General features: G+C 64.1%; 21 protein-coding genes. 8 read left to right on the top strand and 13 right to left on the bottom strand.

What is annotated here, in order from left to right; all coding sequences use genetic code 11:
* Positions 1-32 precede the first annotated feature (32 nt).
* From ACZ2GY_RS08705 to ACZ2GY_RS08695, 3 genes are read right to left on the bottom strand one after another with little or no spacing between them, the layout of a single operon-like run.
* Positions 33-884 (bottom strand): transglutaminase family protein, encoded by an 852-nt coding sequence (locus ACZ2GY_RS08705; RefSeq protein ID WP_346028277.1) that lies wholly within the window; start codon positions 882-884, stop codon positions 33-35.
* Positions 881-1807 carry an alpha-E domain-containing protein gene (locus ACZ2GY_RS08700; protein ID WP_277357154.1) on the bottom strand — a complete coding sequence of 309 codons (927 nt, stop codon included), beginning with the start codon at positions 1805-1807 and terminating at the stop codon, positions 881-883. The genes ACZ2GY_RS08705 and ACZ2GY_RS08700 overlap by 4 nt, the downstream gene beginning before the upstream one ends.
* On the bottom strand, positions 1800-3407 hold the full coding sequence (locus ACZ2GY_RS08695) for a circularly permuted type 2 ATP-grasp protein (protein WP_471673522.1): 1608 nt from the start codon (positions 3405-3407) through the stop codon (positions 1800-1802). The genes ACZ2GY_RS08700 and ACZ2GY_RS08695 overlap by 8 nt, the downstream gene beginning before the upstream one ends.
* Positions 3408-3525: 118 nt before the next feature.
* Between ACZ2GY_RS08695 and pepN the strand changes: the two genes are divergently transcribed.
* Positions 3526-6132 carry an aminopeptidase N gene (gene pepN, locus ACZ2GY_RS08690; protein ID WP_277357156.1) on the top strand — a complete coding sequence of 869 codons (2607 nt, stop codon included), beginning with the start codon at positions 3526-3528 and terminating at the stop codon, positions 6130-6132.
* Positions 6133-6136: 4 nt separating this feature from the next.
* Here the strand turns inward: pepN and ACZ2GY_RS08685 are convergent, their stop codons facing one another.
* The 5 genes from ACZ2GY_RS08685 to ACZ2GY_RS08665 all read right to left on the bottom strand — a co-directional run bounded on the left by ACZ2GY_RS08685 (position 6137) and on the right by ACZ2GY_RS08665 (position 10084).
* Positions 6137-7210: a lipoate--protein ligase family protein gene (locus tag ACZ2GY_RS08685; RefSeq protein WP_277357157.1), complete on the bottom strand. Its 1074-nt coding sequence runs from the start codon at positions 7208-7210 to the stop codon at positions 6137-6139.
* 103 nt (positions 7211-7313) lie between these two features.
* The gene (locus tag ACZ2GY_RS08680; protein ID WP_471673521.1) at positions 7314-7568 is read right to left on the bottom strand and encodes a type B 50S ribosomal protein L31; all 255 of its coding nucleotides are present in this window, start codon (positions 7566-7568) and stop codon (positions 7314-7316) included.
* 81 nt (positions 7569-7649) lie between these two features.
* Positions 7650-8504, bottom strand: coding sequence for a TrmH family RNA methyltransferase (locus ACZ2GY_RS08675; protein WP_277357158.1), 855 nt, complete (start codon positions 8502-8504; stop codon positions 7650-7652).
* A gap of 1 nt (position 8505) precedes the next feature.
* Positions 8506-9282 carry a sulfite exporter TauE/SafE family protein gene (locus ACZ2GY_RS08670; RefSeq protein ID WP_056547625.1) on the bottom strand — a complete coding sequence of 259 codons (777 nt, stop codon included), beginning with the start codon at positions 9280-9282 and terminating at the stop codon, positions 8506-8508.
* 16 nt (positions 9283-9298) lie between these two features.
* Positions 9299-10084 (bottom strand): ABC transporter ATP-binding protein, encoded by a 786-nt coding sequence (locus ACZ2GY_RS08665; RefSeq protein ID WP_346028281.1) that lies wholly within the window; start codon positions 10082-10084, stop codon positions 9299-9301.
* Between the two features lie 155 nt (positions 10085-10239).
* Between ACZ2GY_RS08665 and serB the strand changes: the two genes are divergently transcribed.
* Positions 10240-11121 carry a phosphoserine phosphatase SerB gene (serB, locus tag ACZ2GY_RS08660; protein ID WP_404800680.1) on the top strand — a complete coding sequence of 294 codons (882 nt, stop codon included), beginning with the start codon at positions 10240-10242 and terminating at the stop codon, positions 11119-11121.
* A 31-nt stretch (positions 11122-11152) separates the two neighbouring features.
* Here the strand turns inward: serB and ACZ2GY_RS08655 are convergent, their stop codons facing one another.
* Complete coding sequence (locus ACZ2GY_RS08655; protein WP_277357160.1) at positions 11153-11896, bottom strand: SDR family oxidoreductase; 744 nt, start codon at positions 11894-11896, stop codon at positions 11153-11155.
* Positions 11897-11960: 64 nt separating this feature from the next.
* On the bottom strand, positions 11961-12704 hold the full coding sequence (gene fabG, locus ACZ2GY_RS08650; RefSeq protein WP_056547620.1) for a 3-oxoacyl-ACP reductase FabG: 744 nt from the start codon (positions 12702-12704) through the stop codon (positions 11961-11963).
* Positions 12705-12829: 125 nt separating this feature from the next.
* Here fabG and ACZ2GY_RS08645 point away from each other — a divergent pair, with 125 nt between their 5' ends.
* Genes ACZ2GY_RS08645 through ACZ2GY_RS08635 form a run of 3 tightly spaced genes read left to right on the top strand, consistent with a single transcriptional unit; the run spans position 12830 to position 14336 of the window.
* Entirely contained in the window at positions 12830-13240 is a 411-nt protein-coding gene (locus tag ACZ2GY_RS08645) for a DUF3099 domain-containing protein (protein ID WP_471673520.1), read from the top strand.
* A complete protein-coding gene (locus ACZ2GY_RS08640; protein ID WP_428831030.1) occupies positions 13237-13518 on the top strand; it encodes a hypothetical protein in 282 nt (93 codons plus the stop codon). The genes ACZ2GY_RS08645 and ACZ2GY_RS08640 overlap by 4 nt, the downstream gene beginning before the upstream one ends.
* 2 nt (positions 13519-13520) lie before the next feature.
* Complete coding sequence (locus ACZ2GY_RS08635; RefSeq protein ID WP_277357229.1) at positions 13521-14336, top strand: SURF1 family cytochrome oxidase biogenesis protein; 816 nt, start codon at positions 13521-13523, stop codon at positions 14334-14336.
* Here ACZ2GY_RS08635 and ACZ2GY_RS08630 read toward each other — a convergent pair.
* Positions 14333-15931: an ABC-F family ATP-binding cassette domain-containing protein gene (locus ACZ2GY_RS08630; protein ID WP_277357162.1), complete on the bottom strand. Its 1599-nt coding sequence runs from the start codon at positions 15929-15931 to the stop codon at positions 14333-14335. The two genes, ACZ2GY_RS08635 and ACZ2GY_RS08630, sit on opposite strands and share 4 nt — an antisense overlap.
* A 140-nt stretch (positions 15932-16071) precedes the next feature.
* On the opposite strand from ACZ2GY_RS08630, the gene ACZ2GY_RS08625 reads away from it, so the two are divergent.
* Genes ACZ2GY_RS08625 through ACZ2GY_RS08615 form a run of 3 tightly spaced genes read left to right on the top strand, consistent with a single transcriptional unit; the run spans position 16072 to position 18088 of the window.
* Entirely contained in the window at positions 16072-16707 is a 636-nt protein-coding gene (locus ACZ2GY_RS08625; RefSeq protein WP_277357163.1) for a biotin transporter BioY, read from the top strand.
* An 8-nt stretch (positions 16708-16715) separates the two neighbouring features.
* A complete protein-coding gene (locus ACZ2GY_RS08620) occupies positions 16716-17426 on the top strand; it encodes an energy-coupling factor ABC transporter ATP-binding protein (protein WP_471673519.1) in 711 nt (236 codons plus the stop codon).
* Positions 17423-18088: an energy-coupling factor transporter transmembrane component T family protein gene (locus ACZ2GY_RS08615; RefSeq protein ID WP_471673518.1), complete on the top strand. Its 666-nt coding sequence runs from the start codon at positions 17423-17425 to the stop codon at positions 18086-18088. Before ACZ2GY_RS08620 ends, ACZ2GY_RS08615 begins: the two co-directional genes overlap by 4 nt.
* Positions 18089-18116: 28 nt before the next feature.
* On the opposite strand, the gene ACZ2GY_RS08610 is transcribed toward ACZ2GY_RS08615, so the two are convergent.
* Complete coding sequence (locus ACZ2GY_RS08610; RefSeq protein WP_471673517.1) at positions 18117-19307, bottom strand: thiolase family protein; 1191 nt, start codon at positions 19305-19307, stop codon at positions 18117-18119.
* Positions 19285-20691 carry a class I adenylate-forming enzyme family protein gene (locus ACZ2GY_RS08605; RefSeq protein ID WP_471673516.1) on the bottom strand — a complete coding sequence of 469 codons (1407 nt, stop codon included), beginning with the start codon at positions 20689-20691 and terminating at the stop codon, positions 19285-19287. The genes ACZ2GY_RS08610 and ACZ2GY_RS08605 overlap by 23 nt, the downstream gene beginning before the upstream one ends.
* Between the last annotated feature and the right edge of the window lie 67 nt (positions 20692-20758).

The following is a 20758-nucleotide window of genomic DNA, read 5'->3' as shown; positions in this document are numbered from 1 at the left end:
GGGCCGCGGTCCGTTTGGTCCGCAGCCCACCGTCAGGCTACGCGGGTGATTTCCACCGTCACGTTGAGTGAGGACCCACCGCCGCCCGAGAGGATGCCCTTCAGAGGCGAGACATCGCGGTAGTCACGGCCCCGCGCCACAGACACATGGAAGTCGCTGACGGGGCCGCTGTTGGTCGGGTCCCAGCCGCGCCACTCGCCGTCCCACCACTCGACCCAGGCATGGGACTGTCCCGCCACCGCCTCACCGACTGCCGCCGTCCTGCGCGGGTGCAGGTATCCCGAAATGTACCGGGCGGGAATACCGAGGCTGCGCAGTGCGCCGATCGCGACGTGAGCAAGGTCCTGACAAACCCCCTGGCGCTCGGACCAGGCATCACGGGCGTTGGACTGCACACCTGTAACGCCCTGCACGTACTTCATCTCGCCCTTGAGCCAGTCAAAAACGGAGTGCGCGGCGGCATGGGGGTCCTCGCCGCCGACGACATCCCGGACCAGCGAGCGGATTTCAGCATCGGGTTCCGTCAGAGGCGTGTCCGGAAGCCAGTCAGCGTAATCGTTCACAACTTCGTCGGAGCGCAGGTGCTGCCAGCTCACCACTTCCTCCGGAGCTGGAATGCGTTCAGTGCGGCTGACTTCCACGAGGGTCCGCGCCGATACTTCCAGCCGGTCGTGGGGCACGTGGACATCGAACGACGTCACACGGGTACCCCAGTAGTCACGGTAGGTGGCCATTGATGCACCGGACGGATTGAGGGTGACCGTTGATTCGAGCACCACCTGCTGAGAATCTGTCAGCGGGGTCATGCGCGCTTCGTTGTAGGACAGCGACACACGGCGCAGATAGTCGTAGCCGGTCCGGTGTTCAATCAGCAAGCGGCTCATGAGACCTCCCCTACCCAGGACAGTTCCGCTGCCTGCGAGAAATACGTGCGTGAGACGGCATCAGAGGCACGCGCACACGCCTTCTGGACTCTTTCCATATGCTCGGGCAGCTCCAGCATGAGGTCGTCCGTCTGATGGAACTCAAGGAAGGTGCGGGCCTGGCCCACGATCCTGCTGGCGTCATTGATGAAGCCGACGCGCTGGTAGGCCGGGTTCAGGTTCGCGAGGCACTTCTCGGCATCACTCAGGGCGTAGACGATCGAACGCGGAAACAGCCGGTCCAGCAGGAGGAACTGAGCCGCGTGCTGTTCGCCGAAGGATGCGCGCCGGGTTCTCAGGAACGACTCGTACGCGCCGGCGCAGCGGAGCATGTTCACCCACGACAGGCCGGATGCGTGAACGTCACGCGTGGAGAGCATCCGGGCAGTCATGTCTGCCCGTTCAAGACTGCGCCCGAGCACCAGGAACTGCCAGCTCTCATCGTGGCTCATGGTGGTGTCCGAGAGACCGCGCACCATGGCGGTGCGTTCGATGACCCAGTGGCAGAAGCGGTAGGTCCCGACTACGTCTTTCCGATGCTGCGTTAGTCCGTACCAGGTGGTGTTGAGCCCCTCCCATACGCTTCCGGACACCGTTTCCCGGGCCCGACGCGCGTTCTCCCGTGCAGCGCCGAGGGCTCCGGCGATGGAAGTAGCGCTGCTGCGATCGAAGGCGAGTGCCTCGATGAGATCAGGCAGGCCGAAGTCATCAGACTCAGGTTTGCTGCCCATAACTCCGAGCAGCTGCCGCGAGACGTCCCGCTGAACGGGACGAGGCATCTGGTTCAGCCGTTCAAGGTGAACATCGAGGATACGGGCGGTGCCGTCAGCCCGCTCAACGTACCTGCCGATCCAGAACAGCGACTCGGCAATCCGGCTAAGCATTGTTGTGCACCTCTCCTTCACCGCTGTTCTGATGGAGCCCATGCAACTGCTGTTGCTGTTGTTCGGGTTGCCGGTCCCGCCACCCCGTCTCAACGGGCCACACACTGACCCGCTCGTTCACCGGAGCGGCTTCGGGACGGACGGGCGCGCTGTCTGACTGGCCGTCGACCACCCAGGTATCCTTCGATCCGCCTCCCTGGCTGGAGTTCACGATCAGTGAGCCCTCCTTCATGGCTACCCGGGTCAACCCTCCGGGCAGGACCCACACGTTCTCACCGTCATTCACCGCAAACGGACGAAGATCAACATGGCGGGGACCGAACTGACCGCCGGACATTGTGGGCACGGTGGAGAGCTGCAGGACAGGCTGCGCAATCCAGCCCCGGGGATCGGCCAGAATCCGGTTCCGGAGTGCGGCAAGCTCGTCCGCCGTCGCATCAGGACCAATCACCAGACCCTTGCCGCCCGATCCGTCCACGGGCTTCACCACCAGCTCGTCGAGCCGGTCCAACACTTCCTCCCGGGCAACTGGTTCCTCCAGCCGGAAGGTGTCAACGTTGGCGATGATCGGCTCCTCATTGAGGTAGTAGCGGATCAGGTCCGGCACGTAGGTGTAAACGAGCTTGTCATCGGCCACACCGTTTCCTACCGCGTTAGCGATGGTCACAGTGCCTGCCCGCGCCGCGTTGACGATCCCGGGACAACCGAGCACCGAATCTGCCCGGAACTGCAACGGGTCGAGAAATTCATCGTCGATGCGCTTGTAGATCACATCGACGCGCTGTTCCCCGGCCGTCGTCCGCATGTAAACCCGGTTGCTCCGGCAGATGAGGTCCCGTCCCTCGACGAGCTCCACGCCCATAAGCCCGGCGAGCAGGGTGTGTTCGAAGTACGCCGAGTTGAACACGCCGGGCGTGAGCACGACGACGGTGGGGTCCTCCGCTCCGGGCGGCGCTGTTTTTCGCAGCGCTGCAAGCAGACGGCGCGGGTATTCCTCGACCGGACGGATGTGCTGCTGGCCGAAGGCCTCGGGCAGCCCCTTTGCCATGGCCCGGCGGTTCTCCAGCACGTAGCTGACGCCGCTGGGGACCCTCACATTGTCCTCGAGGACGCGGAAAGTGCCTTCGGCGTCCCGCACCACGTCGATTCCGGAAATATGCACGCGCACCCCTCCGGCCGGATCGAAGCCGGCCACCTCCCGGTGGAAGTGCGCCGAGGAAGTGATCAGGCGGCGGGGAATGACGCCGTCGGTCACGACGCTCATCTTGTCGTAGATGTCGTTGAGGAAGGCTTCGAGTGCGTGTACCCGCTGCGTCACGCCGCGTTCAAGTGAGTCCCAGTCGGACCCGGCTATGACGCGAGGCACGATATCAAGCGGGAAGGGTCGCTCCTCCCCCGCAAAATCGAAGGTGACTCCGCGATCGAGGAACGTCCGCGCCATCGAGTCCGCCCGGGCGGTCACATCGGCCAGGTTGAGCTCTTCAAGGGCGGCAGCCACGGGTCTGTATTCAGAGCGCGGTTGATTGGCGTCGTCGAACATCTCGTCGTAAGCGGCGGTGCGCCGTGCGACGGTTGCGTAGTCTTCAAAGAGCTCGGACATGGCTCCACATTGCCATGTATCGGACCTGTTTACCTACCGGCGCCACGGACCGGCTGCGCGCCGTGGTGCCCTCGACAGTCATCGCGGCTGGCCGCACCGATCATGGTTGAATAGGCCGGTGCACAACGAGAATCTGCGCCGCGATGAGGCGGCGGACCGGTCAGCAATCATCACCGTCTCCAGCTATGACATCACGCTGGATGTAAGCGCCGCGGAGGATGCCGGGAGTACCGGGTTCTCATCGCGGACAGTTGTGACGTTCGACTGTTCCTCGCCCGGTGCCGACACTTTCCTCGACTTCATTCCCGCCAGGGTGCAATCCGTCACGCTCAACGGTGCGGTTCTGGATCCAGAGCAGGTTGTTGACGGCGCGCGCATCATGCTCCCCCAGCTTGCTGAGCAGAACACCGTGATCGTGGACGGTACGGCGCTGTACAGCCGCAGCGGCGAGGGTATGCACCGCTTCGAGGATCCCGCCGACGGTGAGACGTACCTGTACACCCAGTATGAGCCAGCCGACGCCCGCCGTGTCTTCGCCTGCTTCGAACAGCCCGACCTCAAGGCATCCTTCAGCTTCCACGTTCGCGCCCCGGAGCGGTGGACCGTCGCATCGAACGGCGCTGAGACCAGCCGCGACCAGCACGACGACGGTTCCGCGACCTGGCACTTCGCGCCCACCATGCGCATCTCGACCTACATCACGACGGTCCTGGCTGGTCCATACGAATCCGTGACTGACGAATGGACCGGCATTCTGGACGGCGGAGAGGTGCTGACCATCCCCTTGTCCCTGTTCTGCCGCCGGTCGCTCAGCGCGCACCTCGATGCGGCGCGGATCTTCGACACCACGCGCCGGGGACTCACCTACTTCCACGACCTGTTCCGGTACCCTTATCCGTTCGGGAAATACGATCAGGCCTTTGTGCCCGAATACAACCTCGGTGCCATGGAAAACCCCGGTCTGGTGACCTTCACCGAGTCCTATGTGTTCCAGTCGAGGGCCACACACACGCAGTACGAGGCGCGGGACAATACGATCATGCACGAGATGGCGCATATGTGGTTCGGCGATCTCGTGACGATGACCTGGTGGGATGATCTGTGGCTGAAGGAATCTTTCGCTGACTTCTCGGGAGCGCTCGCGGTAGCGGAGGCGTTGGATTCGCCGACCTCGTGGGTCACCTTCGCCACCCGGCGCAAGGCCTGGGCCTATCTGCAGGATCAGCTGCCTTCCACCCACCCGATCGTCGCGGACATCGTGGACCTGGAAGCCGCGAAGCTCAATTTCGACGGCATCACCTATGCCAAGGGTGCCTCGGTCCTGAAGCAGCTCGTGGCCTACGCCGGTTTCGAAGCTTTTGCGTCCGCGGCACGATCCTACTTCCGCAAGCACGCCTTCTCGAACACTACTCTCGATGACCTGCTGGGAGCTCTCAGTGAAGCCTCGGGCAGGGACATGTCGGACTGGGCACAGCGGTGGCTGCAGACCTCTGGAGTTCCGCAGCTTGCCGCTCAGGTGGAAACCGACGACGACGGCGTCTATACCTCCCTGGCGATCCTCCAGCAGGCGCTCGACCCCGTGAGTTCAACACCTGCTCCCCGCCCGCACAGCGTCCGTTTAGGGCTCTACTCGCTTGATCCGAACGGCAGGCTGCTCCGCACCGCCTCCCACGATGTCCTGCTGGACGGGGACCGCACGGAGATTCCCGAACTCATCGGCAGCGCACAGCCCGATCTGCTGCTCATCAACGACGATGACCTGACCTATGCAAAGCTCGTCTTCGATGATCGCTCCCTCGCAACGCTTCTGTCCTCCGCGGACCGGCTGGAGGAACCCCTGGCGAGGGCTGTATGCCTGGCTGCATTGTGGTCCTCGACTCGTGACGGCATTCTCAGCGCAGACGACTACGTGGAGGCGGTCGGGAGGACAGCGCCGGCCGAGGAGGGCGTAGGGATTCTCCAGCAGCTGCTTCAGAACGCCCGGCACGCCGTCGAACACTATGCTCCGGTCCCGGCACGGATGGCTCTGCGCGAGCGCTTCACGCGCTTCCTGCTCCGCGGGCTGGAAGCCGCCACACCCGGTTCTGATCATCAGCTGGTCTGGGCACGGGCGCTGGCCGCAACCGCCCGGAAGACAGCAACCCATGCGCCCCTGGTGCGCGGCCTGCTGGAAGGCACGGAGACTGTTGACGGTTTGGTGATCGACGACGAACTCACCTGGCAGCTGTGGCAGGCGTTGGCGGCGCAGAACCTTGCCACGGTTGATGAACTCGAAGCCGCCCTCCAGCGTGACCGCACTGCATCGGGCCGAACCGGCTTCACGACGGCGTGCACGTCGTTCCCGGACGCTGCCGTCAAGGCCAGAGCGTGGAAGGAGGCCGTCTTCGGTGATCGGTTGTCCAACGAATTGCTCAGCGCCACAATGGTCGGTTTCCAGCAAGGACCGTCGGAACTGCGTGAACCGTATGTCGATGCCTATTTCCAGGAGATTGAGAGGGTATGGCGGGAGCTGCCGATTGAAATGTCGGCAAGGATTGTGCGTGGACTGTATCCCGGCGATCAGGACCTCGCCGAGGGATCTGTTCCTGAAGACCATCCGGTGCTGGTGCTGACAGATTCCTGGCTGGATGAACACGCGGGGTCACCTCAATCCCTCCGGAGGATCGTGGTGGAGGAACGCGACCACCTGCTGCGCGCGTTGCGGGCTCAACAGGCCGCGGGCTGACGAATCACGGCACGCGGTAAAGCCATTCGTCAGTACCGAACTTCTCCTCGACCAGCATCTGCGCCGTTGCCAGTTCGGTCTCTGTCAGGATCCCGTCTACGGCCTGGTAGCGCTCCCTGAAGGTTTCGCTCAGGACCTGGATGATTTCCTCCCGTGTCAGTCCGGTCTGCCGACGAAGGGGGTCCACCCGCTTCTTGGCGCTCTTGATTCCCTTGTCGGAGAGCTTCTCGCGTCCGATCCGGAGGATCTCGAGCATTTTGTCGGCATCGATGTCGTAGGACATCGTCACGTGGTGGAGCATGCCGCCGTTGCTCAGCCGTTTCTGCGCCGCGCCGCCGATCTTGCCGATATCCGTTGCAATGTCGTTGAGCGGCTGGTACCAGGCGGAGATCCCCAGCTTTTTCAATCCTTCCATCACCCAGTCATCGAGGAACGGGTAGGAGTCAGCGAAGCTCATTCCATCCACCAGTGACTGCGGGATGTAGAGCGAATAGGTGATGGCGTTGCCGTGCTCCATGAACATGGCTCCGCCGCCGCTCATGCGGCGGACCACGCTCACCCCGTGGCGACGAACCGCGTCAGCGTCTACCTCGTTGCGCATGGACTGGAAGCTGCCGATGACCACCGAGGGGCTTTCCCACTCCCAGAAGCGCAGGGTTGGGTTACGCAGGCCGGCACCCACCTCACGGGTCAGCACCTCGTCCATCGCGACGTGCATGGCGGTGGGAAGCGGCGTGGGACCGATGATCTCCCACTGGTGGTCAGCGAAGCCGGAAGCCTTTCCGAGCGCCCTGCGGACGGCGGTGGCGACTGCTTCCGGCGAGAAGCCGAAGAGTTGCGCATCCGGTCGCAGCTCCCGTCGGATCGCCGATGCCAATTCGCCGTGGGGAGTATCGGTCTCAAGCCCTTCCAGGGCGGCATTGATGTCATCCAGCGCCTCGTCCGGCTCCAGGAAGAAATCACCGTTCACCGACACCTGACTCAGCTTCCCGCCTGCGACGTCGGTGTCCACCACTACCAGCTTGCCGCCGGCAACCTTGTATTCACCGTGAAATTCCCGTGTGGCCCCGTGATCCATGATCCTCCTGCTGCACCTTCCGGCTACCCCTTGGTATACGGCTTAAAGCGCTGGGCCCGAACCGGAAATTCCGGTTCGGGCCCAGTAACACTGTTCAGGCGAACTACTTCTTGCCGAAACCCTTGAAGCGCTGGTTGAAGCGCTCGACGCGGCCGGCGGAGTCCATGATGCGCTGCTTGCCGGTGTAGAACGGGTGGGACTCCGAAGAGATTTCCACCTCTACCAGCGGGTAGGTGTTTCCGTCTGCCCATTCAACCGTCTTGTTGGAAGTAACGGTTGAGCGGGTGAGGAAAGACTTCTCAGAAGCGAGGTCGCGGAAGACGACCGATGCGTACTTGGGGTGGATATCAGACTTCATGGGAGTACCTTCTGTAGTTGCCTGGATTTTGCCAGGCACCGGTGGTTTGAAAGTTGACGGCCCGTAGGCCAGCAACCAACTCTACCGCACGCGCGGGGGATCCGCGAAAGAGCTCTCGGAGCGCTGGACCGCACTCGACCTGCACTCCCAGAAAGCGACGGCGCCTGCCGCTGCGACGTTGAGGGAATCCACGGCGGAACTCATCGGAATCCTGACGGAGATATCTGCTTGTTCGAGTGTGGATTGCGAGAGCCCCTCACCCTCAGTGCCCAAAATGAGGGCCAGTCGGTCCGGATCGCGCTGCGACAGCTCCTGCAGCTCGAGCGAATCCGGTGCCAGGGCCAGTGCCGCCACCAGAAACCCGGACGCGCGTAGCATTGCGATGCTGCCCGGCCACGAGTCCAGCCTCACCCACGGCACCTGGAAGACCGTTCCCATGCTGACCCTGATAGCCCTTCGATACAGCGGATCAGCGCAGCGTGGCGTGATCAGGACCGCATCCACGCCGAGCGCCGCTGCGGAACGGAAAACCGCGCCCAGGTTGGTGTGATCCACCATGTCTTCGAGGATCGCCACGCGGTGCGCGCTATGCAGCACATCCTCCAGTGCCAGCGGAGCAGGGCGATTCATGGCCGCCAGGGCGCCGCGGTGAAGGTGGAAGCCGGTGATGTCCTCCAGTACCGACTCGGACCCGACATAGGCAGGTGTGTCCGGGAAACGGGCAAGGATGTCTTCGAGGTCCGGGAGCCATTTGTCCGTCAGGAAGAACGATCGCGGCGTATGCCCGGCGTCGATGGCCCGCCGGAGCACCTTCGTGCTTTCGGCGATATACAGGCCCTCAGCCGGCTCGCGGCGCCGACGCAGCTGCGTATCGGTCAGTCCGGTGTAATCAGTAACCCGGGGGTCTGCCGCGTCGGCGAGGCGCTCCAGGGCCACGCTAGCTCACCAGCCGCACGATCATGACGTAGAGCGCAACCAGGCCGAGAACCACAATGACGCTCCGCAGAATGAGGGGGGAAAGGCGCCGGCCGACCTTGGACCCGATAACCCCGCCCACAAGGGAACCAACGGCGATGAGCAGGACAACCCACCATTCGATGCGATCGAAGGCAAAGAGCATGTAGGAGACAGCTGCGATCAGGTTCACCCCAAGCACAAGGACGTTCTTCATCGCGTTGGCTGACTGCATGGTGCCGGAAAGAAAAATGCCCAGGATCCCCACCAGCAGAATGCCCTGCGCGGCGACAAAATATCCGCCGTAGACGCCGGCCAGGAAGACGAGCACCGTCAGTGCCAACGGATGGGATCTTGTGGGCGCTTTGGTCTCAGCGCGCCGCCGCACCCAACGCTGCAGTTTCGGTTGGAAGATCACAAACCCGAGCGCGACCACGATCAGGAACGGCGCCACCAGCCCGAAGACGGTTTCGGGGAGGTTGAGAAGGAGGGCCGCACCGGCAATGCCTCCGAGCAGCGAAGCTGGCAACAGCCGGGCCAGGGTTCGGCCGTTGCCCTTCAGCTCTTCTCGGTACCCCCACGCGCCGGTTACGTTGCCGGCCACGAGTCCCATGGCATTGCTGATGGTGGCGGTCACCGGGGCATACCCCAGGGCAACCAGAATGGGGAACGTCACCAGGGTGCCGGAACCGACGATCGTGTTGATGGTTCCGGCCCACAAACCGCCGAGTAGGATCAGCGCATCGCGCCACAGGTCCACGAAGTATCTTCCGCTGCTAGGACCGCGCGACGGCGCTGTAACGGCCATCCCGTTGGGTAACTTCGAGAGGCATGTCGAACGCCAGGCTCAGGTGTTCGGCCACCAGCACATCACCGACGGGTCCAGCCGCCACCACTGAACCCTCACGCAGGAGCATCGCGTGAGTGAAGCCCGGAGGTACTTCTTCGAGGTGATGCGTCACCAGGACGATCGCCGGCGAATCCTCATCCGCAGCAAGTTCGCTGAGGCGCGCGACGAGGTCCTCGCGCCCGGCCAGATCCAGGCCGGCGGCAGGCTCATCGAGCAGGAGCAGCTCCGGGTCAGCCATCAGGGCACGCGCTATCTGGACACGTTTGCGTTCGCCCTCGCTCAGCGAAGAGAAGGGTCTGTTCATCAGGGTGGACACACCCCAGGCGTCGAGCAGCCGGAAGGCCCGACGCTCATCCAGCCGCTCATACTGTTCGCGCCAGCGGCCGGTCACTCCATAGGAGGCAGTAACGACCACATTGAGCACGGTTTCATGTTCCGGGATCTGGGACGCTAACGCCGCCGAGGCGAGGCCGATACGGGGCCGCAGCTCGAAGACGTCGACCGCTCCCAGCACCTCGTCGAGGATTCCCGCCACGCCGCGCGTTGGGTGGATCCGCGCGCCTGCGATCTGCAGGAGCGTGGTTTTGCCCGCGCCGTTGGGGCCCATAACCACCCAGCGTTCGCCCTCACGGACCTGCCAGTTGACGTCGTCCAGGAGCGCTTTTCCTCCGCGGACAAGACTCACCCCGGAGAGTTCCAGAACATCACTCATGACAGTAGACACTAGGCCAAGAGCAGCCTTGAACGTTAAATGAACAGCGGCGGCATGACCGGAAATCCGTATGGCCCGTCACCGGTTTCACCGCCGCCGGGCAGGGGATCATAATGACAAAGGAGATTCGGATCGAGGAAAGGCCGTTGGCGCACGTGGCGGAGATGTTCAGGGTGGTCAGCTTCGGCGCCCGGTTGGAGGATGCTCACTGCTTGCGGGTGCGCCGCGCCCTGCAGGAAAGTGGCGCCGTCGTCGTCGGTGAAAGCCGGAACGACGACGGCCGCTACCAGGTTGCCTGCCTGACCGTCAGTTCCGATGACGGCATCGATACGCTTCGCACGACGGTTGCGCCGCTATTGTCAGATGAAACGGGCATCGCGGTGGTGCCTACGGCGCTCCTCGGCGAGGGAACCAAACTGCTCATCATGGATGTGGACTCGACCCTCATCAAGCAGGAGGTCATCGAGCTCCTTGCAGCACACGCCGGCCGGGAAGCGGAGGTTGCTGCCGTCACGGAATCCGCAATGCGCGGCGAACTGGATTTTGCACAGAGTCTGCATGCGAGGGTAGCCGTGCTCGCCGGGCTGACTGAGGGTGTCATCGATGATGTCGGCACCCGGATCGAGCTGAGCGAAGGTGCAGAACATCTGGTCGCGGCATTCCTGGATGCTGGTCATGTTGTTGCGGTGGTTTCGGGCGGATTCAGCCAGATCCTCGAGCCGTTGGCCGCGCGCCTGAACCTCACCCATGCCAAAGCCAATGAACTGGGCGTGGACGCCGGCACGCTCACGGGTTCAGTGATCGGTCCGGTGGTGGACCGGGCGGAGAAGGCACGGTGCCTGCGGGCATGGTCCGAGGCCGCCGGGATACCGCTCGAACGTACGGTGGCAGTGGGCGACGGCGCCAATGACCTGGACATGCTGGCCGCTGCCGGGCTTGGCGTCGCGTTCAACGCCAAGCCGGCGGTGCGGTCAGCCGCTGATGTTGCGGTGAATTTTCCCTATCTTGACGTGGTCCGCCACTTCGTGCGGTTGTAGGTCCATGCTCTTCGCGGCAGCCGGCTAAGGGCTAGCGCGTGAAGTGCTCAGCTCCGCCTACGTACTCTGTGTGGCCGGTGGGAACATCAGCGGTTGCCATGGCAACAATCTCGGCCGCGAACTCCTCCACCGTGTAGAGGCGTCCGGCCTCCTGCCGGCGGGCCTCGATGGCGCCCGGCGCCGCGCGGTCGAGCAGGGCAGCGGTGACCGTGCCCTCGATCATGTCTCCGGAGACGACGACGAAGCTGATGCCGCGTTCGGTCAGCGCCGGAACCATCTCCCGAAGCGCATCCTCACCAGCGCGCTTGCTGCGCGCTACCGGCTCGTAGGCGTCCATAGTTTCCACCGTGTTGATGAAGTGGGCCTGGTGGCTCGTGACAAAGACGACGCGGGAGCCGGCGGGCATGGCGTCAAGAGCTGCTGTGAGCATGCCGACCTGTGCGTCCCGGTTGAGCTTGAGCGCGTAGTCCTCCCCGAGGCCGGACTCCATACCGCCGGAGGCATTGAGGACCAGCAGGTTGAGTCCACCGAAATTCTGCACAGCAGCGTCCACGAGTGCCTGTGCGCCGTCCTGGGCAGTCAGGTCCGAGCCCACTGCCACGGCACGGCCGCCGGCGGCCTCGATGCCCGCGACCACCTTGTTTGCCCGGGGCGCCTTCTGCCGGTAATTGACGACGACGGCGGCGCCCTGCGCGGCCAGGAGCTTTGCCACCTCAGCGCCGATTCCGCGGGACGATCCCGTGACGATTGCCGTTGTGCTGTCCAGTGCGCCCATGTCCGGGGCCCTCCTTGATTCGGTTGTGCCTTTGGCTGTGTAGTGCGAAGAACTGCTGTGGTGGTCAGTGACCCATTCCGAGTCCGCCGTCAACGGGGATGACGGCCCCTGAAATGTAGGCCGCCTCGTCGCTGGCAACCCACCGGACCACGTTGGCAACCTCGTCTGCATCCGCGAACCGGCCGGCCGGGATGGAGGAGAGGTAGGTCTGCTGGGTTTCGGCCGGAAGCGCGGCGGTCATGTCCGTGTTGATGAAGCCGGGAGCAACCACGTTGCAGGTGATTCCCCTCGATCCGAGTTCCCGCGTCAGCGAGCGTGCGATTCCCACGAGACCGGCCTTGGACGCCGAATAATTGATCTGTCCCGGCGCTCCATACAGCCCGGACACTGACGAGATGAGGACAATCCGGCCCTTTCGCAGGCGAAGCATCCCCCTGCTGGCCCGCTTGATCACCCGGAAGGAGCCGGTGAGGTTTGTGTCTACGACGTCCGTGAAATCCGTTTCACTCATCCGAAGAAGCAGGGTGTCCCTGGTGATACCCGCGTTCGCGATCAGCACCTCAACAGCGCCGTGGGTGTTCTCAACTTCGCTGAAGGCGGCATCGACCTGCGCGTTGTCCGTGACGTCCGCTTTCACCCCGAGCATCCCGGCCGGAACATTGCCGCTTCGGTACGTGATGGCCACCCGGTCACCGTTGGCGAGGAAGGACTGAGCAATTGCCAGCCCGATCCCCCGGTTGCCTCCCGTTACCAGGACGCTGCGTCCGGTTTTCTTCTCGGGCGTTCCAGCGGTGTCTTGTTCCTGCACGGAGGGTCCTTTCGGAGGGAGCGGTGCTGAGCATCCGTTCGATCCTATCTGCACTGACCGGTGTTGCCGGGAACTTTAAGTGGGGGCTCGGGAGTGAGACAATGGAATAGTCCCCTTGGAGTGTGATGATCAAGCTGAGCCTTCAGTCAAAGCGCCGCCCGGAAATCCATAACATCAGTGATGCCCGCGAGGCGCACAGCGATGACATGCGCCAGCGGATGATCAAGTATTCCGTGTCCATGGGGATTCGCATGGTCTGCCTGATCCTCGTTTTCGTGGTGGAGGGCTGGCTGCAGTGGGTCATGATCGCGGGAGCCGTGTTCCTTCCCTATTTCGCGGTGATCATAGCGAATGGTGGAAGCGACACCAGCAACCTCGCCCACAGCGATTCGCTGCTCGACCGTGCTCCTGCCGCGGAACTGGAAGCACCGGCACCGGTGGCAGTGAAAGAGGAGCCCGTCACGCTGCAGGGCGAGATCATCGAAGACGAGCCGGAGCTCGATCAGGAAGCCGGGAAGCAGGAAAGAACATCGTGAGCATCTTCGACCAGTTGCCGGGCGCAGTTCCCTCAACAGCGCAGTCTTCAACCAGGGCTGCATCTACAGCGCACGGCAACCCCATCTGCTCCCGGAAAGCCTGCGGACAGAGTGCGTCCTGGCAACTCCTCTGGAACAACCCCCGCATTCACACTCCTGAGCGCAGAAAGACGTGGCTGGCCTGCAGCGAGCACCGCGAGTGGCTGGAGGAGTACCTCACCACCAGAGGACTCTGGAAGCAGACGCTGCCGCTGGAAGGCAGTTCGGCGGCGTCGTGAAGATACTGAAATACCTGGCGACACCCCGCTGGTTCGGCTGGTTGGCGCTCGTTCTGGTGCTGGCCGCAGCCTGCAGCGCACTGGGGCTGTGGCAGTTGGACCGCCGGGACCAGGCGGCGGCTACCGTGAACACGGTCGAGGCAAACTATGATCTCGCGCCGATCCCCTACTCGCCGTCGCTGTTTGAGTCTTTCGATGGGGCAACGGAATGGGCGCCTGTCACGCTCGTCGGACACTATGACTCCGCCAACCAGCGCATCGTACGCAACCGGCCGCTGGGCGGCCGGCCGGGCTACGAAGTTCTGGTTCCGTTGAAGCTCCAGGACGGCACCGCCGTCGTCATCAACCGTGGGTGGTTGCCCATTGGCAACGACCGCGCGGGCCGCCCCGATACAGTTCCTCCGGCGCCGGAGGGAGAAGTCACCGTCGTTGCACGCATTCGTCCGGCAGAGCCGGACCTGGACCGGTCGGCGCCGCAGGGACAACTGGCCTCCATTGACCTGGCTACCTATCAATCGCAGCTGGAGTATCCGATTTCCACCGCTGCATACGGTTTGGTAGCCAGCGAAACACCGGCCCCGGCCACAGCCCCGATCGCGCCGGCCAAGCCGGCTATCGATCTCGGGCCGCACCTGTCCTATTCCATGCAGTGGTTCGCCTTCGGAGTGCTGTTGTTCGTCGGTCTGGGTTATGCCGCCCGGCAGCAGTACCGCATCGACCATGAGGACGAGCATGCGCAGTCAGCGCCAGCACGGGCACGCCGCCGCCCCTCCTCCGAGCAGGAAGAGGATGCGATTCTGGACGCCCAGGGACTCTAGGCGAGCGTCACCAGGTCAAGGTAGTCGTCGTTCCAGAGGTCTTCCACGCCGTCAGGCAGCAGCACTACCCGTTCCGGGTTCAACGCGTCCACAGCGCCCTCGTCGTGACTGACGAGCACCACCGCGCCGGAGTAGTTCCGCAGGGCTCCCAGGATTTCCGCGCGGCTTGCCGGGTCCAGGTTGTTGGTGGGCTCATCGAGCAGCAGCACATTGGCGGATGATGCCACGATCGTTGCAAGGGCGAGGCGGGTCTTCTCGCCGCCCGAGAGGACTCCTGCCGGCTTGTCGACGTCGTCTCCGGAAAACAGGAAGGAACCGAGAATGCCGCGGACCTCTGCGTCCCGCATGTCCGGTGCCGAAGACCGCATGTTCTCGAGGACGGTGCGCTCAGTGTCAAGCGTCTCGTGCTCCTGGGCGTAGTAGCCCACCTTCAGTCCGTGACCGGGGATGATCTCGCCGGTATCCGGCTTGTCAACCCCCGCAAGCATGCGCAACAGGGTGGTTTTGCCCGCACCGTTCAGCCCGAGAATCACCACCTTGGAGCCGCGGTCGATGGCCAGATCGACGTCGGTGAAAATTTCCAGCGAGCCATAGGACTTGCTCAGACCCTCTGCCGTCATCGGCGTGCGGCCGCACGACGCCGGTTCGGGGAAGCGCAGAGCTGCGACGCGGTCCTGTGCGCGTACGTCATCGAGCCCGGAGAGCATCCGCTCAGCCCGCTTTGCCATATTCTGGGCAGCGACCGCCTTGGTTGCCTTGGCGCGCATCTTGTTGGCCTGGTCAATCAGCACCTGGGCCTTCTTTTCGGTGTTGGCCCGTTCCCGCTTGCGCGCCCGCTCATCGGTCTCACGCTGCTGGACGTAGCGCTTCCACCCCATGTTGTACAGGTCGATGGTGGCCCGGTTCGCATCAAGCTGGAACACCTTGTTGACGGTCGCTTCAAGCAGCTCCACATCGTGGCTGATGACAATCAGCCCGCCCTGGTGATTCTTCAGGAATTCCCGCAGCCAGGTAATGGAGTCAGCGTCCAGGTGGTTGGTCGGCTCATCGAGGAGCATGGTTTCAGCGCCGGAGTAAAGGATGCGCGCGAGCTCCACCCGTCGGCGCTGACCGCCCGACAGTGTTTTCAGCGGCTGGTTGAGGATTCGTTCCGGAAGCGCGAGATTCGAGGAGATAGCAGCCGCCTCGGCTTCTGCCGCGTAGCCGCCGTGAGCGAGGAACTCCGTCTCCAGGCGGTCATAGCGAGCCATAGCCTTGTCCCGGACGGTGGTATCTTCACTGGCCATCTGGTCCTGCGTCTCACGCAGCTTCCGGACAACAACGTCCAGGTTGCGGGCAGAGAGGATCCGGTCACGGGCCAACTGCTCCATGTTGGGAGTGCGCGGGTCCTGCGGCAGGTAGCCGATCTCCCCGGTGCGGGTGATGGTGCCGGCGGCCGGCAGACCCTCCCCCGCCAATACCCGGGTCAGCGTTGTCTTGCCGGCGCCGTTTCGCCCGACGAGCCCGATCTTGTCTCCCCGGTCCACCCGGAAGGACACCTGATCCATGAGCAGCCTTGCGCCCGCGCGCAATTCAAGATTCGACACGGTAATCACGGTGGCTGGGCCTTTCCTGTTCCGGCGCTGTAGGCCGGACCTCAATGTTGTAGGAAACCTACAAAAGCGTTTGCTTCTTTCCGCACTAATCTCGGTAAGTAACAGCTCACCGTTGTGTAGATCTCACAGAAAGCGTCACGATGCAACAGACGAATCCGGCTCCGCATTCCACACCCGCCGATACTCCGGCACGGGCTCGTTCTTCCTGGAATGCGACCGATCTCTCGCTGATCGCGGTCTTCGCAGCCGTCGTGGCCGCCAGTGCCATCCTACCCGCTATACCGGTGGGGCAGGTGGGGGTGCCGATCACTTTGCAGACCCTGGCAATCATGGTGACCGGAATTGTGCTCGGGCCGTGGCGGGCGGGCGCAGCCCTCAGCCTGTACGTGGCCGTTGCGCTCGCGGGACTGCCGATCTTCAGCCAGTTCCGAGGTGGTATCGGTGTCCTCTTCGGCCCATCAGCCGGTTACATCATCGCCTTCCCCATTGCAGCCTTCGTGGTCGGCTTCCTCGCACGCATCGTCTTCCGCCGGTTTTCCCGCTACCGGTTCCTTGCACTGTTCGTTGCCTGCACTGTGACGAGCCTGCTCATCACACATCCGTTGGGAATCATCGGCATGATGATCAATGCAAAACTTGACCTCGCCGCTGCCATCGCAGCCGACGTCGTCTTCCTCCCCGGAGATGTCCTGAAGAACCTGGCGGCCGCTGCAATCGGGCTCAGTGTTCTCAAGGCGTTCCCCCGTCTCCAGTCCCGTTCAGCCCGCCGGCGCTGAGGTAGGCAATGATCCAGTTCAGCGAAGCAGCCGTACAGGCAGATCATCCGGCACCACGAACCATCCTGGCACCGCTGAATCTCTCACTGGTAGAAAGCCGCATCAGCATCATCGGCGCAAACGGATCCGGCAAGTCCACCCTGCTGAAACTGATCAATTCACTGGTCCTGCCGACGTCCGGTCAGGTGACGGTCGACGGGCTGGACACCGCGCGCAAAGGCGCGGCGGTCCGGCAAAGCGTGGCTTTCATGTTCACTGACCCGCTGTCCCAACTGGTGATGCCCACCGGTCGTGAAGACGTGGAGCTGTCCCTGCGCCGGCGCTACCGAGACCGCGGGGAGCGGCGCACGGCAGCTGTTGAAGTTCTCGGCCGATTCGGACTCGCGCATCTTGCGGATCAGAGCGTCTACGACCTCTCGGGCGGTGAACGCCAGCTCCTCGCCCTCGCAACCGTCCTTGCGTGTGATCCCAAGGTCCTCGTTGCGGACGAACCGACCACCCTCCTTGACCTCCGCAACTCAGAACGCGTGCGGCGCCTGTTCCGCGGTCTTGACCAGCAGGTCATTTTCACCACCCATTCGCTGGACTTCGCGCTGCAGGCTGAACGCACCCTGGTGGTTGATTCCGGCCGGGTGATATTCGACGGCGTCCCCGCCGACGCCGTCGCCGCCTACCGCGAGCTCAGCCTGCATGATGCGTCCGCTGAAGGGCCGCTGTGAGGGGTCACGCCAGCCTGCTTGGCGCGTATGTGGAGCGCAGATCGATCCTGCATGCCGCTCCCCTGTGGGCCAAGTTCCTGCCGGTGGCTGTGCTGTCGGTGGTGGTCCTGGCACTAAGTTCGCTGGAAGCCACACTGGCCGGTCTGGGCCTGGTTGTCCTGGCCTACCTCGTGGGTGCTCGGCTTGGGTTCCGCGAGCTGCTCCAGCCCCTTCGGAAGATGTGGCTGCTCATCGTCGTCCTTGGAGCGTTCCAGTGGTTCAGCGCGGGACTCCTTCCAGCGTTCCTCGTAGTCGGGAACATCGTGACCTGCGTTCTGGCTGCCCTGCTGATCACGCTGACAACCGAGAGCCAACGCATTCTCGACGGACTGGTTTCACTGGCTCGTCCGCTGCAGCCGCTTGGCGCCGATCCGGAACGCTTTGGGCTGACCGTCGCACTGATGCTGCGCAGCATCCCCTATCTGGTCGGCTCTGCGGAGGATTCCCGCGACGCGGCCCGTGCCCGCGGCCTGGAACGCAATCCACGCGCGCTGATCCTTCCCGTCTTCATCGGTGCGGTGGCCTATGCACAGCAGACCGGAGATGCGCTCGCAGCGCGCGGTCTCGCGGAAGCAGATCACGACGGCGGCACTCCCGGTGGAGCATTCCGGTCCGGTTCGTAGGGCTGCTGGGCAGCGGATCCTCCCGCTGCTACTGGAGGCTCACCGTACGGAAAGCGGCGGCTGTCCCTACGCCGCCGGCTGCGCTCACCGCAGCCACCGACCAGCCGCCGTCGTCCCGGGGGCCGCCCGGCATGGCGGCCTGGCGCAGAAGGTTGGCAACAAGCATCGCGCCCGAAGCACCATATGGGTGGCCATAGGCAAGAGCCCCGCCGTGGAGGTTGAGACGTTCAGGGGCAACTCCTAACAGCTGCGCCGAGGCGAGCACCTGCGCCGCGAAGGCCTCGTTGTACTCCCAGGTGGATACAGCGTTCCTGTTCAACTGGATCCCTTCGAGGAGCTTCAGCACCGCGTGCGCGCCGGCGGTTCCAAAGAGGGCAGGCGCCCCTCCGGCAGATGCAGAACCGTGGAATTCAAGCACTGTGTTGAAGCCCGCCGCCCTGGCACGTGCACGGCTCGTCACGACGGCGACTACCGCTCCGTCTGCATCGGCACAGGAATTGCCGGCGGTAACGCTCCCGGCCGCCGTGAATGCCGGTGGGAACCGGGACAGGACCTTCGATGTCATCCCACGACGTGGTGTCTCGTCCGTGTCGCAGCCGGCAATCGGAACTATCTCCGCCGACATTCCATCGAGCGCTGCGGCTGTGCGGGTGTAGCTGCGGAGGGCGTACTGGTCCTGCTCGTCACGTTGGACGCCGAAGGCGGCGGCAACGTTCTCAGCTGCCTGGCCGGCACTCGGATCGCCGTGAGTCTCCGGTGCAAACCGCGCGCGGGAGAAGAAGTCGGGCGCTCCGGGCAGCGAGGTCAACCGGTGCGCGCGCAAGGGAGCGGTGCTGCAGCTTTCCACACCCCCGGCAATGAACCAAGCGCCTGCCTCCGACTCCACGAGCCGGCAGGCCAACGAGATCGCGTCGAGACCGGAAGCGCACTGACGGTCGATCGTGAGGCCGGGTACCTCCACCGGCAGGCCCGCGGTCAGCGCTGCCAACCGCGCGACGTTGCCTCCTCCACCGGCGGCATTGCCGATGATGACGTCCGCCAGGCCACTCTCCGGAAGGCCGGCGTCCCGGTACGCGGCGTGCAGGACGGCTGCGAGCAGATCATGCGCCTCGGTCGACGAGAACACCCCGCGGAGGCGGCCGAACGGTGTGCGGCGGCAGAGGGCAATGACGGCCCGCCTCTCGTCCCGACGGTCCTCAGGCAAGCCGCTCAAGGGCACCGTCCCTTCCTATTACTGACGCCTTCAGCGCGGCGCGATCCGGTTTCCCCGCGGTGGTCAACGGTAGCCGCCCGGTTCGGAGGATCAGTTTCGGCACCTTATCGACGGGCAGCAGCTCCTTCAGCCGGGTGCGAAGGGCCCGGGTGTCGATGACGGCATCCGGGCGCGCCTGGATGACAGCGGCCAGCGCGCAGCCACGGCGTGCGTCCGGAACCCCGAGCACGACGGCGGCCGGATGACCTGCCGTCGCGAGCGCGGCTTCGACCTCGCTCGGATAGACATTGCTTCCCGCGACCACGAGCATGTCGCCGTGCCGACCGGTCAGGTGCAGCGCGCCGTCGTCGTCAATCCAGCCCTGGTCCTGCACCGTGACCCAGCTCCCGTCGCGCCGGAAGGCGCGTCCGTCGTCTCCGAAGAGATAACCTTCGATCGCTGTGTCGGTCTGGACGGAAATGGTACCCACGTTGCCGTGCCGGCCGGAACCGCTGTCCGCGTCGATCCTGATCCGCACCCCTGGGAAGGGACGGCCGACATCGTTCCCGTCAAAGCCGTCCACCCGCCGGGCGGTGACCAGGCTCAGCTCCGACGCGCCGTAGTACTCGAAGACGCGGGCGGCCGGCGCACTGCGCAGGATGATCTGGGTGTCCGCCGCAGAAAGCCGGGCGCCGCCGGACACCACGGTGCGCAGTTCCGGTAGTTCTCCCTCGATTCGGTCCAGAGCCAGCCGCAGTGTGGACGGGACCCCGACGAGATGCTCGATGCGCTCGGACCTCAGGACCTGCGCCGTCAGCGGACCTGTCGCTGCCCTATCCCCGGGTGCCAGTGAGTGGAAGGTCGAACCGGCGTAGAGACACTCGGCGAGGGCGTACAGATTCAGGCTGGCAGCCAGCGGACCCGGTGCACAGACACGCAACCCCGGAGTGACACCGAACCAGTTCACGCTCCGCTCCAGTGAGCGGGACCACGAACCGACAGTTCGTACAAACCCTTTCGGGACTCCGGAGGTGCCAGAGGTGAATCCGCAGTAAAAGCGCGCGTCGGCAGCTGCGTCGGCCAGCGAAGACGGGTGCGCGGCCTCCGTCGGATCCGCTGAAGTGATCACGGCGTCCGGATGGAGGGCCTCCAGGATCCTGACCCGAAGATCACTCGGCCAGCTGGGATCAAGGACGGCGGCGCATTTACCCTGTCCAACCACGGCGGTGAAAGCAACGGCGAAACGCACCGGATCGCCGATCTGTAGGGCGATCATTCCTCCCTCAGGCAACTGCAGTGAGGACGCCCGTGCAGCCAGCTCGCCGTAGGTCAGCCGCAGGGACCCGGCGACGACGGCGTTCCGCCCGGGTTCGCGGCGTGCCCAGTACAGCAGACGGTCGATGAAGGGCATGGTTGGGGCGTCTCCCTCTTCTGGCAATACCGCAAACGTTAGTACATTGGTGCACACGCTCATCGCT

Source organism: Arthrobacter sp. KKT183 (genome assembly GCF_055657625.1).
Note: the sequence above shows the minus strand (reverse complement) of the source record. Positions and strands in the feature narration are given on the sequence as shown.